Origin of the sequence: Sagittula sp. P11, assembly GCF_002814095.1 — a bacterium.
Lineage (GTDB): Bacteria > Pseudomonadota > Alphaproteobacteria > Rhodobacterales > Rhodobacteraceae > Sagittula.
The window spans coordinates 313405-328393 of record NZ_CP021914.1 but is presented as its reverse complement, the minus strand read 5'-3'; the positions used below and the strand labels follow the sequence as shown (position 1 = coordinate 328393).

The 14989-nt window shown below is 65.3% G+C and carries 15 protein-coding genes; 13 read left to right on the top strand and 2 right to left on the bottom strand.

Features of this window, described 5'->3' with window-relative positions; genetic code table 11:
* The 13 genes from CDO87_RS23550 (at nt 1) to CDO87_RS23490 (ending at nt 12927) form a co-directional block, all read left to right on the top strand.
* A complete protein-coding gene (locus tag CDO87_RS23550) occupies nt 1-1623 on the top strand; it encodes an aminotransferase class V-fold PLP-dependent enzyme (protein WP_100931343.1) in 1623 nt (540 codons plus the stop codon).
* Entirely contained in the window at nt 1620-2951 is a 1332-nt protein-coding gene (locus tag CDO87_RS23545; protein WP_254698477.1) for an FAD-binding oxidoreductase, read from the top strand. The genes CDO87_RS23550 and CDO87_RS23545 overlap by 4 nt, the downstream gene beginning before the upstream one ends.
* Before the next feature lie 11 nt (nt 2952-2962).
* Nucleotides 2963-3490, top strand: coding sequence for an L-2-amino-thiazoline-4-carboxylic acid hydrolase (locus CDO87_RS23540; RefSeq protein WP_100931342.1), 528 nt, complete (start codon nt 2963-2965; stop codon nt 3488-3490).
* 3 nt (nt 3491-3493) lie between these two features.
* Nucleotides 3494-4663: a M20 aminoacylase family protein gene (locus CDO87_RS23535; RefSeq protein WP_100931341.1), complete on the top strand. Its 1170-nt coding sequence runs from the start codon at nt 3494-3496 to the stop codon at nt 4661-4663.
* Nucleotides 4664-5262: 599 nt separating this feature from the next.
* Nucleotides 5263-5967, top strand: coding sequence for a GntR family transcriptional regulator (locus CDO87_RS23530; RefSeq protein ID WP_198521915.1), 705 nt, complete (start codon nt 5263-5265; stop codon nt 5965-5967).
* A complete protein-coding gene (locus CDO87_RS23525; RefSeq protein ID WP_100931339.1) occupies nt 5964-6761 on the top strand; it encodes a sugar phosphate isomerase/epimerase in 798 nt (265 codons plus the stop codon). Before CDO87_RS23530 ends, CDO87_RS23525 begins: the two co-directional genes overlap by 4 nt.
* Nucleotide 6762: 1 nt before the next feature.
* Entirely contained in the window at nt 6763-7200 is a 438-nt protein-coding gene (aroQ, locus tag CDO87_RS23520) for a type II 3-dehydroquinate dehydratase (RefSeq protein WP_100931338.1), read from the top strand.
* Nucleotide 7201: 1 nt separating this feature from the next.
* Entirely contained in the window at nt 7202-8236 is a 1035-nt protein-coding gene (locus CDO87_RS23515) for a Gfo/Idh/MocA family protein (protein WP_100931337.1), read from the top strand.
* A complete protein-coding gene (locus tag CDO87_RS23510) occupies nt 8233-9126 on the top strand; it encodes a dioxygenase (RefSeq protein WP_100931336.1) in 894 nt (297 codons plus the stop codon). Before CDO87_RS23515 ends, CDO87_RS23510 begins: the two co-directional genes overlap by 4 nt.
* A 6-nt stretch (nt 9127-9132) precedes the next feature.
* Nucleotides 9133-9915, top strand: coding sequence for a 2-oxo-hept-4-ene-1,7-dioate hydratase (gene hpaH, locus CDO87_RS23505; RefSeq protein ID WP_100931335.1), 783 nt, complete (start codon nt 9133-9135; stop codon nt 9913-9915).
* On the top strand, nt 9912-10670 hold the full coding sequence (locus CDO87_RS23500; protein ID WP_100931334.1) for an HpcH/HpaI aldolase/citrate lyase family protein: 759 nt from the start codon (nt 9912-9914) through the stop codon (nt 10668-10670). Before hpaH ends, CDO87_RS23500 begins: the two co-directional genes overlap by 4 nt.
* The gene (locus CDO87_RS23495) at nt 10667-11278 is read left to right on the top strand and encodes a transporter substrate-binding domain-containing protein (RefSeq protein WP_100931333.1); all 612 of its coding nucleotides are present in this window, start codon (nt 10667-10669) and stop codon (nt 11276-11278) included. The genes CDO87_RS23500 and CDO87_RS23495 overlap by 4 nt, the downstream gene beginning before the upstream one ends.
* Before the next feature lie 359 nt (nt 11279-11637).
* Nucleotides 11638-12927 (top strand): MFS transporter, encoded by a 1290-nt coding sequence (locus CDO87_RS23490; RefSeq protein ID WP_100931332.1) that lies wholly within the window; start codon nt 11638-11640, stop codon nt 12925-12927.
* A 251-nt stretch (nt 12928-13178) separates the two neighbouring features.
* On the opposite strand, the gene CDO87_RS23480 is transcribed toward CDO87_RS23490, so the two are convergent.
* Nucleotides 13179-13940, bottom strand: coding sequence for an ABC transporter ATP-binding protein (locus CDO87_RS23480; protein ID WP_100931330.1), 762 nt, complete (start codon nt 13938-13940; stop codon nt 13179-13181).
* On the bottom strand, nt 13937-14989 hold the full coding sequence (locus tag CDO87_RS23475) for a FecCD family ABC transporter permease (protein ID WP_404944757.1): 1053 nt from the start codon (nt 14987-14989) through the stop codon (nt 13937-13939). Before CDO87_RS23475 ends, CDO87_RS23480 begins: the two co-directional genes overlap by 4 nt.

Here is a 14989-nt window from a genome sequence, read left to right as displayed (position 1 = left end):
ATGACTGTCGAGATCACAGACATTCGAAAATCGCTGATCGGGGAAGGCACTCCGATCCCCGGGCCCTTCGGTCCGCGTGGTCTGATTTACGCCGACTACGTCGCGTCCGGGCGTTCGCTCACCTTCATCGAGGACGCGATCCGGACCCATGTGATGCCGTTCTACGGCAACACACACACCGAAACGTCCTTTACCGGGCGCCGCACCACCCAGTTGCGCGAGATGGCCCGCGCCGCAGTGCGCCGCGCGGTGGGGGCCGATGATGGTCACGCGGTGATCTTCACCGGGTCGGGCGCGACGGCGGCGGCCGACAAGCTGGTGCGCGCCTTGTTGCTGCGCGGACTAGACAAGCGGTCAGTCGTCTTTGTCGGCCCCTACGAGCACCATTCCAACGATCTGCCGTGGCGCGAATCCGGGGCCAGCATCGAGCGTATCCCGTTGAACTCGGACGGCGCCATTTGCCTCGAAACGCTGGAAGCGCGGCTCGCGGCCTACCCGGACGCCCCCGTGAAGATCGGAGCCTTCGCCGCGGCCTCGAACGTGACCGGCGTGGTCAGCGACCTGCGCGGCATCGCGCGGCTGATGCATGCGCAGGGCGGCTGGTGCGTGGCCGACTTCGCCGCCGCCGGTCCCTACATGCAGATTTCGCTGGCCGAAAGCGTCCCCGGCGCGGCGGACCGGATTGACGCGGCCTTTGTGTCCCCGCACAAGTACGCGGGCGGGCCCGGCGCCTCGGGATTGCTGATCGCGGACCGGACCTTTCTCGACACCGGACGGCCGACAGTGACAGGCGGCGGTACCGTGTCCTACGTTACTGAAAACCACCATGAATACGTCACGAACCCCGAACGGCGCGAAGAAGGCGGGACACCCGCGATCATCGAGAACATCCGCGCGGGCATGGTTCTGGCGCTGAAGCGCACGGTCGGTGAGGACAAGGTCGAGGAACGCGAACTGGCCATGACAGACCGGATGGAACGCGCCTTGCGCGCCATCCCGGGGCTGGAACTGCTGGGGCCTGTCGGCGCTGCACGGGTGGGGATCTTCTCCTTCAACCTGCGGGTCGGCGGGCGGATGCTGCATCACAACTACGTCGTCGCCTTGCTCAACGATCTGTTCGGCATTCAGGCGCGCGGCGGGTGTTCCTGTGCGGGACCTTATGGCCACCATCTCCTGGGCATCGACCGCGAGACTACGGAACGCCACGAACGCGAAGTGCAGCTTGGCTATTCCGCCTTCCGCCCCGGCTGGGCCCGGCTGGGGGTGAACTGGTTCTTCGAAGAAGCGGACGTGGATCGCATCGCGCGGGCGGTTGAATTCGTGGCGCAGCACGGGCTGGCGCTGCTGCCACTGTACAGGCTGGACCTGAAGGATGGTGTCTGGCGCGCCCGTGCCGGCGTTGCCGATACGCCGCCCGCACGGCTTTCGGACCTGTGGGACGGCGATGCGGCCCCGACCGGCGAGGCCCCCGATTTCGAGGTCGCGATGGCAGAGGCCAAGGCCCTCCTGTCAAAGGTTCCCACCGATCCGGAGCAGCTTCAGATGACAGCGGAACAAGAGGAGCTGCGCTGGTTCTGGTTGCCGCATGAGGTTGCGCGCCCGGTCGAGATGGAGCAGGCATGATGCGCGACGACGCCGCTTCGCATCGACAGCCAACGGTGCAGTTTCCGCCCTCTCTCTGGGCGCAGACGGCACCGCCTCGGGACGTCGCTCCTGCCGCGACCGGCACGATCGACACCGACATCGCCATCATCGGTGCCGGGTTCACCGGCCTGTCGGCCGCCATCGAGGCGGCGCGGCGCGGTCATTCCGTCACCGTGCTAGAGGCGCAAGCCGTGGGTTGGGGGGCCTCGGGGCGCAACAACGGGCAGGTGATCCCGGTCCTGACGGCGGCAGAACCGGACGCCTGGGTCGCGCGATATGGCGATACCGGGAGACGCGTGGTCGATCTGATCGGCAATTCCGCCGATACCCTGTTCGGTCTCGTCCGAGAGTTCGGGATCGACGCCGAAGCAGAACAGACCGGGTGGTTCCAGCCGGCGCACAGCCCGGGTCGTGTGGCGCTGTCACGCAAGCGGGTCGAGGCCTGGCAACGCTACGGCTTTCCCGCGCAGCTCCTGTCGGCAGAAGACTCCGTCGGGATGCTGGGGAGCGATTTCTGGTATGGCGGCATGTTCAATCCCACAGGCGGACACATCAATCCGCTGGCGCTTGCGCGCGGCATGGCCCGTGTCGCCGAAGGTCTGGGCGTGACGATCCACGAAACCAGCCCGGTCGACAGTTACCAGCGCGACGGCGCGGCCTGGGTGCTGCGCACCGACCGCGCGACGGTCAAGGCGCGGGCGATGATCCTGGCCACGAATGCTTACACCGGCGAGGTGAAGCCGCGCCTTGCCCCGCGTATCGCGCGCTCGCTCATTCCGGTGCTGAGCTGGCAGATGTCCACCGAGCCGCTGGGAGACAACCTGCGCGGCCGGATTCTGCCGGGGCGGCAGGCCGTGTCCGACACGCGTGGCGATCTGCGGTTCTTCCGCTACGACGCGCGCAACCGCCTCATCACCGGCGGCGCGGTGATCGGACCGCACGACGTGGCGGGCCGGGTGCAGCGCAAGGCGGCGCGCAGCCTGGCCGAGGCCTTCCCCGAGCTGGGTACTCCGACAATGAGCCACGTCTGGTCGGGCTACATCGGCATGAACTGGGACCGCTTCCCGCGCGTGCACCAGATCGGACCGGACGGCTGGGCCTGGGCCGCCTGCAACGGGCGGGGTGTCGCCTTCGGCACCGCCATGGGCCGAGAGCTGGCCCGCGCCGTGACCGGCACCGATCCGCGCGAACTGGCGCTCCCGGCGACCGATCCGCAACCCTTTCCGATACAGGGCGTGTTGCGTCACATCGCGCCCGCCTACCTTGCCTGGCTCAAGCGCAAGGATTTGAGCGAACCGAAATCATAGGACCAGAGGCAATGACTGACACAACCGACACAACCACCGCACCGGACAGCACCTCGGCGACGGGCGTTCACGACATTCCGATCCTCCTGCGTCGGCGGATCGAGGCGATGATCCTGAAGCACGTGCTGGACGTCATCACCGAACGCTCGGGCCGTAAGGAGGCCGAGGCGGTGATCGGAGAGACATGCTCGCGCTCTGCCATCGAGCAGGGCAAGCAACTGGCCGAGCAACTGGGCCACGCCCCGGACCTGACAGATTTCGCCGCGATCCAGCCGAACTGGACGCGCGAAGACGCGCTGCGGATCGACACGCTGGAAGCCACCGAGGAAAAGCTCGACTTCAACGTCACGCGCTGCCGCTATTCCGAGATGTACAAGGAAATGGGTCTCGGCGACATCGGCCACCTGCTGTCCTGCAACCGGGACGGCGATTTCTGCATCGGCTACAACCCGCAGATCGAGCTGACCCGCACCCAGACCATCATGAAGGGCGCAAGCCACTGCGATTTCCGTTTCCGCATGAAGAAAGAGGACAGCTGAACCATGGCCATCGAGAACTGGGTCGGCAAGGAGCTGGAAACTCTCACCGCCTTTCGCCGTGACCTGCACCAGAACCCCGAATTGCTCTACGACACCGTTCGCACCGCCGCCACCGTCGCCGAGGCCCTGCGCGCCGCCGGTGTCGACGAGGTGGTCGAAGGCATCGGCCGTACGGGCGTGGTGGGGGTGATCCACGGCCAGAGCAACAAGAGCGGGCGCATGATCGGGCTGCGCGCCGACATGGATGCGCTTCCGATCAACGAGGCCACGGGCAAACCATGGGCTTCGAAGGTGCCTGGCAAGATGCACGCCTGCGGCCATGACGGCCATACCACGATGCTCTTGGGCGCGGCGAAGCACCTGGCCCAAAGCCGCGCCTTCGACGGCACGGTGATCGTGATCTTCCAGCCGGCCGAGGAAGGCGGGGCAGGCGCCAGGGCAATGATCGAAGACGGTCTGTTCACCCGCTGGCCATGCAACGAGGTCTACGGGATGCACAACCGGCCAGGAATGCCGGTGGGCGAATTCACGATTGCGCCCGGCCCGATCATGGGCTCGGTCGACGAGGTCCGCATCACCATCGAAGGGCGCGGCGGTCACGCTGCCAAGCCGAACGAGACCATCGACCCTCTGCCGGTCGCGGCAACGATCATCCAGTCGGTGCAGACCATCGCTTCGCGCACAATCGACCCGATGGACAACGCCGTGGTGTCCCTGTGCACCATGCAGGCCGGAAACGCCTTCAACGTGATCCCGCAGACGGCCGAAATCACCGGCACGGTGCGTGCCTTGCGCGAGGAGGTCCGCGATCAGGTGGAGGCCCGGCTGAAGAGCCTGGTGGAGAATATCGCGTCGGGTTTCGGTGCGACCGGGAAGGTCGACTACATCCGCCACTACCCCGTGACCGTGAACCATGAGCGCGAAACGGACCTGGCCGCACAGGCCGCGCAGGAAGTGGCTGGCGTGGACCGCGTCGATCTCGAAATGGCACCGGTGTTGGGCGGCGAGGATTTCTCTTTCATGCTGAACGAGGTTCCCGGTGCGATGATCAACATTGGCAACGGTCCCTCGGCGGGACTGCATCATCCGGAATACGATTTCGACGATGACGTGATCGGCTGGGGATGCTCGTACTGGACGACGCTGGTGCGTCAGCGTCTCCCGGCGGCTTGACGGCAGACGGGCTCGCAGTTGGGAAATCCAATTGCAGGCTACGCATGGGAGTTTCGCTGCATGCGCTTGGCCACGACATGAGACAAGACCCTGCGAGCCGGTGACATACTGACCGGTGAGCCGACTCAGGATTGCCGGAAGCCGGATTTTTCCGGCTGGTTCACGATGCCGGGCGTTTTATCTGCGCGGCATCGAAGCCTCGGCCGGTCCGCATGAGGAACCTGCCGGGGCCAAATCTATCAAGCTCTTAACGGACGTTCCCGGATCGCCAACTACGATGGCCCCCAGCTCCAAGCCAGCTGCGAAGAGGGTCGCGTTCCTATGCGGCTCGAAGGCGGCAAAGCCGTCAACCGTGGGACCAATGACGCGGTCCGCGCGGTAGCGGGCCGTTCCGTTTAGGTGTTGACGGCGGAGAGGTGCAGGACAGGCAGGATTTCCGCGGCCAGAAGCAGGGCGAGGGGGGCGCGGTTAAACGATGCGCGCTTGGGGCGCGTTAAATTGCGCCTCCCAGAATAATCGATTATCCGTAGATTGATGAACTTTTGATGTTTACATGGGTTATCCTGACCTCATATGACTTCCGCTCAGGAGGACAGCCCATGGCCCATCCCGCAAACCAACCGTATCCTGCCGCCAAGCAGACCATTGCCGCCCGGATCGAGGCGCGGGTGCGTCAGGACATCCTGCACGGTCGGCTTGCACCCGGAGAAAAGCTGAATCTCGACCGTCTGCGCGATCAGCATGGCGTCGGGCTGTCGCCGCTGCGCGAGGCAATGAACCGGCTGGTCGCCACAGGACTGGTCGAAGCAGAGGCCATGAAGGGCTACACGGTCACGCCGATCTCCGTGGCGAACCTGGACGAGGTCGCCGCGCTGAGGATCGAGCTGGAGCCCTATGCCCTTCGCCGCGCCATCGCCAATGGCGGGCTGGAATGGGAAGGCGAGGTCATGGGCGCGCTGCACCGGCTGAACCGCACGCTGCGCGTGCCGGGGGATGCGGGGAGCCTTACGGCTTGGGAAGCCGCCAACAACGCCTTTCACGAGGCGCTGATCGCCCGCTGCGACATGCCGCTGCTGATGAAGATGTATCACCAGCTTGTCGCGCTGAACGACCGTTACCGGCTGATCTACCTCAAGGCCACGGCGATCCAGCGCGAGGTGATCGACGAGCACACCGCCATCGCACAGGCCGCTGTAGAGCGCCGCGCGGATGAGGCCTGCGCGTTGCTCACCGGACATATCACACGCTCTACCGACAACCTGCGCCGGCTGATTGTGGCCTCCTTGCCGGAGACCCCGCAATGAATGCACTGAACGGCATCGGCCTTGGGCACTTCACTTTTCTCGACCAGTCGCCGGTCGATCTGGTGCGGCTGGCGCGGCAGGCGGGCTTCGGCTTTGTAGGCCTTCGGTTCCACCCTGTTGCCACCGGACAATTGAACTGGCTGCCCGACGCGGCGGGCCTGCGCGAGCTGGCCCGCGTCATGGAAGGCGAAGGGATCGGCCTTTACGACATCGAAACCGTAGTGATCGACGCGGGGTTCGACGCCGAGGCGCTGATCCCCGCGCTGGATGCGGCGGCGCAACTGGGTGGGCAGCGAGTCAACACCTGCGCCGATGTCTTCCCCGCACTGGCGGAACGGTTTGCGCGTGTCTGCGCGCTGGCGGGGGAACGCGGCCTGTCCGTGGACATCGAGTGCATGAAGTGGCGCGGCGTGAACCGGCCCGGCGCCTGTCTCGGCCTGATCAAGGCAAGCGGGGCCACCAACGCCGGTTATCTCGTGGACACGTTGCACCATGCGCGCTGCGGCGGCACGACCGACGATCTGCGGCAGATCGCGCCCGGCCTGCTGCGCTCTGTCCAGATCTGCGACGCGCCCTTGCCCGCGCCCGAAACCACCGACGCGCTGCTGGCCGAGGCCCGTGGCGGGCGGCTTCTGCCCGGCGAGGGTGCGCTGCCTCTGGCAGAGTCCCTGCGCGCCCTGCCACACGACGCGGTGATCTCGGTCGAGCTGCCCAATGCCTCAGACGAACGCGATCCGCTGACCCGCGCCCGTGCCATCCACGCCGCCACGACGGCCCTTCTGAAAGAACTGTGAAATGCCTGACATCCTGATCCTCAACGGCCCGAACCTGAACCTGCTGGGCAAACGCCAGCCCGAGATCTACGGGCGCGAGACGCTCGATGACGTGGCGCGCCTGTGCCAAGAGGCCTGCGCCGAGGGCTTCAACACCCGGCTGGAACAGTCCAACCACGAAGGCGACATCATCGACTGGATTCACCAAGCCCGCGAGACGACCTGCGGCATCGTGATCAATCCCGGCGCCTTCACTCATACGTCGATTGCCATTCTCGACGCGCTCAACACCTATGAGCCGCCGGTGATCGAGGTCCACATCAGCCAGGTCCACAAGCGCGAGGCCTTCCGCCATCATTCCTATGTGTCGCACCGGGCCGACGGTGTGATCGCGGGCCTTGGCCTGGAAGGCTACGTCGCCGGCATCCGCCGCATCTGCCAGCTTGCAGGAACCCGCTGAGATGAACACCAAGATTGCCGTTGTCGGCGCGGGCTTGATCGGCCGACGCCATGCCGCAGCGGTGCGGGCGGCAGAAAACGTCGAGCTCGCCTGCATCGTTGATCCGGCCCCTGATGCGCAGGCCTATGCCGCCAGTCTCGGCGTGCCCTGTTTGCCCGATCTTGGGTCGCTTTTTGCCTCGGAGAGCGCGGAGGGTGTCATTCTCTCTACACCCAACACCATGCATGCGGACGGTGCGCTGGCCTGCATCTCCGCGGGCTTGCCTGTTCTTATCGAGAAGCCCCTGACCACCGACCTCGCATCCGCCCGCGTTGTGGTAGAGACCGCTGAGAACGCCGGAGTCGCCATTGCCACCGGCCATCACCGTCGCCACAACCCCCTGATCGCGCGGGCGAAGGCGCTGGTGGACGACGGAGTGCTGGGACAGATCGCCAGCGTCCATGGCACTACCTGGTTCATGAAGCCTGAAGAGTATTTCGAGGTCGACTGGCGGCGGCGCAAGGGGGCAGGGCCGGTCTACCTCAATCTCATCCATGACATCGACCTGCTGCAACATTTCTGCGGTCCGGTCGCTTCGGTCCATGCGGCGGAGTCGAATGTGATCCGCAGGAACGAAGTCGAGGAAACTGCCGCGATCCTGCTGCGCTTTGCCAGCGGACTTCTCGGAACAGTCAATGTCTGTGACAGCGCGGTTGCTCCGTGGAGCTGGGAGCTGACCGCCCGCGAGAACCCTGCCTATCCAGCAACGACCGAGGATTGTTACTGGATCGGCGGCACCGAAGGCTCGCTTTCGCTGCCGAACCTGACGCTCTGGCAGAACCCGGGCAAGCGCTCGTGGTGGGAGCCCATCTCCGGTTCGAAGTTGCTCTTCGACTTTTCTGACCCGTTGATCCTTCAGGCCGAGCAATTCGGCCGCGTGATCCGGGGCGAAGAAGCACCGCTCGTCTCTGGCCGCGACGGTTTCGCCGCATTGGCGGTGATCGAGGCGGTAAAGCTGTCCGCCGCAACCGGCCAAACTGTGGAGGTAGACCGATGACCATTCTTTCCGGCGTATCTGAGGTCACGCCAGCCGTGCAGGACGTCATGGCCCGGACCACCGATCCGCGCCTGCGCGAGATCATGACCTCGCTGATCACCCATCTGCACGGTTTCATCCGCGATGTGCGGCTGACCGAGGCCGAGTTCCAGCAGGCGACGAAGATCCTCAACACCATGGGGCAGCAGTCGAACGACAAGCACAACGAGTTCGTTCTGATGGCGGGGTCGCTCGGGGTGTCCTCGCTGGTCTGCCTACTCAACAACGGCGACAATGGCACCACCGAAACGACGCAATCGTTGCTGGGGCCGTTCTGGCGGCTGAACCATCCGATGACCGAAAACGGCGGCTCGATCCTCCGGTCGGAGACGCCGGGGCCGCGTCTGGACGGTTGTTTCCGCTTTGTCGACAAGGAGGGCCAGCCGATCGAAGGGCTGGAAGTGGACATCTGGCACGCCTCGCCCGTGGGGCTCTACGAGAACCAGGACGACAGCCAGGCAGAGTACAACCTGCGCGGCAAGTTCCTGACCGGCGCGGACGGCTTGGTGCGGTTTCGCTCGGTTCGGCCCGTGGGCTACCCGATTCCTACGACCACCACGGTGGGCCGGCTGCTGGAGGCGCAGAACCGTCACCCGTACCGTCCGGCGCATGTGCATGTGCTGGCGCATAAGCCGGGGCTGAAGACGTTGATCTCGCAGATTTACGTCGATGACACCGACTACCTGCACACGGATGTGCAGTTCGGCGTGACCCGTGCGCTGGTGGGCGAGCTGACCGCCCATGACGAACGCCACCCCGTCGACGGCGACGTGGGCCAGTGGTTCAGCCTCGATCATACGCTGGTGCTGGAGCCCGGCGAATCCAAGCTTCCCATTCCTCCGATCAAGTGAGTTCCCATGCTGAGTGACACCGAACGCCAGGCCGCTGCCGATGCGATCCTGAAGGCAGAGCAGACCCGCGAAGTCTGCGTGCAGCCTTCGACACAATGGCCCGGCATGACGCTGGAGGACGCCTACGATGTGCAGCGCCGCTGGGCCGAAGCGCGGATTGCCGCCGGGGCGAAGATCGTCGGTCGCAAGATCGGCCTGACCTCCCGCGCGATGCAGCAGGCGTCGAAGATGACGGAACCGGACTACGGTGTGATCCACGACGACGCGCTCTATCGGGACGGGGCGCGGATCAGCGCGGGGACCTTCATCAAGCCGCGGCTCGAGGTCGAGCTGGCCTTTGTCATGGGTGCGGACCTGGAAGGCGCGGGGTGCCAGGTGCACGATGTGCTGCGTGCCACGGAATACGTGACCCCGGCGCTGGAGATCATCGACTACCGCACGGAGGTGCCGCGCCAGATCGTCGACACCATCGCCGACAATGCCGCTTATGGCGCGAGCGTGCTGGGCGGACGCCCCGTGCGGCCCTTCGACGTCGATCTGCGCTGGCTCGGCGCGACCCTCTCGCAGAACGGCAACATCGAGGAAACCGGCCTGTCGGCGGGGGTCATGGGGCATCCGGCTGCGGGGCTGGCATGGCTGGTGAACAAGCTCGCGCCGCTCGGCAGCGGTCTCAAGAAGGGCGACATCGTGCTGGGCGGGTCCTTCACCCGGCCCGTGGACATCCGCTCCGGCGATGTGATCTTTGCCGACTACGGGCCTCTGGGCGCGATCGGAGTGTCCTTCGAATGATGCCGGCCAACAGCTTCAAATCCCGGCTGAAGGCAGGTGAGGTGCAGATCGGCCTTTGGTCTTCTTTGGCCGATCCCACGGTGTCCGAGATCCTCGCCGGGTGCGGGTACGACTGGATGATGCTCGATCTCGAGCATTCGACAGCCAGCCCGGCGGATGCGCTGGCATGGCTGCGGACGCTGGCGGCTTACCCCGTCAGCCCCGTGGTACGCCCTGGCTGGAACAACCCGGTGGAGATCAAGAAGCTCCTGGACGCGGGCGCGCAGACCCTTCTGATCCCCTATGTCCAGAATGCCGAGGAAGCGCGGCAGGCCGTGGCTGCCATCACCTATCCGCCCGAAGGCATTCGCGGCGTGTCCGGCATCACCCGAGCGACGCGGTTCGGCGCGGTACAGGGCTATGCCCAACGGGCCAACGAAGAGCTGTGCCTTCTGGTGCAGGTGGAAACCCGTACGGCGCTGGACAATCTCGAAGAGATCGCCACCACGCCCGGTGTCGACGGCGTCTTCCTCGGACCGGCAGACATCGCCGCCAGCTTTGGCCATGTGGGCCAGCCCTCGCATCCGGAGGTCAAGGCCGCCATCCTCGACGCCATGGCCCGGCTCAAGGCGCTCGGTGTGCCTTCTGGCATCCTTTCGCTGGATCAGGCTTTTCTGCAGGAGGCCAGGGGCGCGGGCGCGGCCTTTGTCGCCGTCGACGTGGACAGCGGCATGCTGCGGCGCGCCGCCTGCGCCCGGCGAGCGGAATGGGCATGACCTCTCTGCGCATCGCCTTCAATCTGAACAACCGCGCCGTGGTGCAACTGCACGACGGCGTCTTTACCGGCCCTGCCGCAAAAGTGGCACGTCATATCGCCGAGGCGCTTGGCGACGTGACCCTGAAGGGAAACGCCGACGCGCGCAGCATCTTGCAAGACATCGGCAGCGGCTGGGATATGGCCTTCCTCGCTGCCGATCCGAAACGTGCGCACTTGATGCGTTTCAGCACGCCATACCTGCAGGTCCGCGCAACCCTGCTCCTGCACGAAGGCAACCCTGCAACAAACTTTGCGGAGTACCTTGCGACGGGGCAGCCGATCCTTTCGGTGGCGGGGGCAGCCTACCACGGGCATCTTGCGCGCCTCGTTCCAGAAAGCTGCCTGATCGCCGCAGAAAGCGCCGCAGACGCGAGACAACGCTTTGCAGATGGCGACGCTCCGGCACTCGCGGGGCTGCGCGCAACTTTTGCCGACAGACCTTTCCCGGAAACGCGGATGCTCCAGGACGATTTCGCCACAATCTCTCAGGCGGTGGCGCTCGCCCCGGAAGCGGCCTCCCTTTTAACCACTGTCGAGATCGCCATTCACAAGGCGGGACTGCCCTGAGAGCTGCCGCAAAGGGCAGGTGCCGGGACGCACTCGGCACCTAGTGTCACGCTGCACGAAGATCTGCGACCCTCCCCCGGCGTGAAAAGCTTTATCAAAACCGCGTCCTTGCCATCACACGCCGCTTAGGTTCACGAAATGCTGCGGCGGGGGACATGGGGACCTGAACGCTCGGCCGTGCGGAGCGTATTGCTGGCCGTCGGCGACTTCGATCAACATTGGTCAGCTTGCGAAAGTCCGCGGTACTAACAGACAGGGCGTTCTCCGCGCGTGTTCGAAGCGCCGCTTGATACTCGCGAGATGGACCTGAGCTCTGGCACGGTATTGCGCAAGTCGCCTTCGAAGCCGAAGGTGCGGCCATGGCAACAGAAACAGACTTCTCCTTTGCTGCGCTGACCGGTCCGGCGAAACGGCACATCCGGGTGTTTCAGGTCCACCAGTTTCTCGATCGTTTTGCGATGGGTCTGACGGTTGCCGTCGTTGCACTGGCCTTGACCGATCGCGGCATGGACCTCTTCCAGATCTCGCTGCTGTTTGGGGTCTACTCACTGACAACCATGGCGATGGAACTTCCGTTCGGCGGACTGGCTGACAACATTGGACGCAAGCCGGTCTTCCTGGCCGCAGTCGTCGCCAGCCTGGTCTCTCTGGCACTCTTTCTCTCGACGCGCGATTTCTACGTTCTCGCGCTCTCATTTGCCTTCATCGGTTTCGGGCGAGCCCTGCGGTCGGGCACGCTCGACGCATGGTTCGTTGAGACCTTCCGAGCCGCTGCGCCGAACGTGGACGTTCAGCCCGCTCTCGCAAAAGCGCAGTGGGCGAATGCCATGGGCCTGGCGGTGGGAGCTGTCTTGGGGGGCGTGCTGCCCGATCTCTTTGGGCCGGTGGCAGAGAGTCTGGGTTTCAGCGTTTACGACGTCTCTTACGCGGCGAGCTTTGCGGTGATGCTTGGGGTGTTCACCTACACCTTGCTTGTCATCGTGGAGGATCCGCGCCCGTTGAACCCCCAAGCCCTGAAACAGGGGTTCGCAACTGTACCGCAGGTGATCGGGGACGCAGGTCTTCTTGCCCTCAGACATCCGGCGTTGTCGGTGCTTTTGGCGGCTCTGGCGTTTTTCCTGATGGCGACCAACCCGGTCGAAGTGATCTGGCCGACCCATGCAAAACCGATGCTGGAGGAAGGTTATGCAAACACGGTCATCGGTGTCCTGACCGCCACCTATTTCTTTTCAATCGCATTCGGCGCGTCTCTGTCTCCGTACATCAGTCGGATCTTCAGACGGCGGCACGCGATCACCCTTGCCGCGGCTTTCGCCTGCATGGCGGGCGTTCAGGTCGCGTTGGCCCTGCAGGGCAGCATCGCGGGCTTTGCGACGGTTTTCATCCTGTATTCCGTTCTCCTTGGCGTATCCGAGACGCCCGCCAGCAGTATTCTGCATCGATGCGTAGAAGACCGTCAGCGATCCACGATGCTCTCTCTGAGGTCACTGATACAGCAACTCGGAGCAGCTCTGGGTCTGGTCTTGGTGGGAGCGGTTGCCGAGGCCTACTCCACACCTGCGGCCTGGATCGTCGGCGCCGCGTTTCTTGTCGTTGCCGTGATCCTGCTCGGCATCCTCGCCAAACGGCTCGCCGCAGAGATTGAATAGCGATCATTTGAGCGACATGCATCGTCGGTAAGAAGTGGGCTTGCAGCGGCCTCGCGGCGGTGCTGCAAGGGCAGGTGGAAGGTCACAGCGATCTCCGCATTGATCTGACCGAGGAAGTGCTTGGCTCCGTTGGGCAGCACTTCGGCGATGGAGGCCGCGTTTTGGCCGCGCTGCGCCGGCAGGTGGCGGGATGTGCAGCGCGCTCGGACTGGGACTGGCCGGTGACAGAGGCGATGAAGATGCCCTATCCGCTATAGGGCATGGGAGAAATGGAGGCGCGGCGATCCGTCGGGTGCCGCGTGGCGCACCGCCGCGACGCCGAATACATCGGCCAGCAGAGCCTCGTTGAGCACCTCGTGTGGACGGCCCATTGCCACCAGTCGGCCCCGGCTGAGCACCCCGACCCGGTCACAGGCCGCGGCCTGGTTGAGATCGTGGAGCGCTATGACCCGGGTGATTGGCAGGGCCTGGACAAGAGCCATGAGCGAGAGTTGATGGCGGATATCGAGATGGTTCGTGGGTTCGTCCAGCAGCAGCAGGTCCGGCGTCTGCGCCAGTGCGCGGGCGATATGAACGCGCTGACGCTCGCCCCCCGAAAGGGTGTGCCAGAGACGTTCGGCAAAGGCGGTCATTTCCACGTCTCTCAAAGCATCATCGACGGCAGCCTCATCTTCGCTCCCCCAGCCTCGCAGCGGCGAAAGATAGGGCGTGCGCCCCAGGTTCACCGCTTCCCGAACGGTCAGGCGGTCCGTCGTTTCGGCCTGCTGTTCGACGAAGGCGATGCGCCGGGCGCGCAAGCGGGCAGGCATCCGCCCGAGCTCCTCGTTTTCCGCCAGTACGCGGCCCGTTGTGGGACGCCGAAGTCCCGCGAGGCAACGCATGAGCGTGGATTTTCCAGAGCCGTTGGGGCCGATGAAACCGACGAGTTCCCCGGGCTCGACGCAAACCGAGATGTCCTCAAGCAGGGGCGTGCGGTGCACGCGGGTCGACATGCGCTGCACCTCTATCCTCATCGCCGCGCTCCCCGTATGAGGATCAGCGCAAAGGCCGGAGCGCCGACCAGCGCAGTCACGACGCCGATGGGCAGGACCTGCCCCGGAACGATGATGCGGCTGATGACATCTGCCGCGACAAGGAACACCGCGCCCGCCAGCGCTGAGGCGGGGACCAGCCTGTCGTGGCGCGTGCCGACGAGAAAGCGCATGGCATGCGGCACGACAAGGCCAACGAAGCCGATCGCGCCCACTTTGGAAACGAGTACCCCCACCATGATGGCGGTGACGGTGATGAGACTGCCGCGCAAGGCAGGCACGTTGATCCCGATGGACGCGGCCCCGTCCGCACCGAACGTGAAGGCGTCAAGCCCACGCCGGTGCCAAAGACATAGCGCGACACCCCCGAGGGAGACGGCCGTGCAGGCCCCGACGTCATCCCAGCGGATGCCCGACAGATTGCCCATGAGCCAAAACATGATGCCGCGGGCCTGCTCGGCATTGGCGGAGCGGGCGATGGTGAAGGCGGTCAGAGCGTTGAACATCTGCGAGCCGGCGATCCCGGCGAGGATGATTGCGGCCGCCGCCTGGGTCCCGCGCCCGCCACCCGCGCTCCCGTTCACCGCGTGGGCCAGGGCCACGACGCATCCGAAGGCGACAAGCGCTCCGGACAACGCACCGAGCGACATCGAGATCGCCCCGCCTCCGATGCCCGCGACCGACACGAGGACCGCCCCCGTCGAGGCGCCCGCCGACAAGCCCATGAGGTAGGGATCGGCCAGAGGATTGCGCAGCAGCGCCTGAAGAACGACGCCGGTCAGGGCGAGGCCAGCCCCGCAGCAGGCGGCCACGATGGCCCGCGGGAGGCGGTAACTCCAGATGATGCCCGCCTCGATCCCGTCCACGGGATAGCCCGCGCCCCACAGATGGTTGGCCAGCGTCCGGCACACCACGGCAAAGGGCAGACTGGTCTCGCCGATTGCCGTACCTGCAAGGATGGTGGCCCCGAGCAGAAGAGGCGCGAGCCAGAGCCCGTGCCGCACCGTGATGCGCGCGGGTGTGGCCGCCAT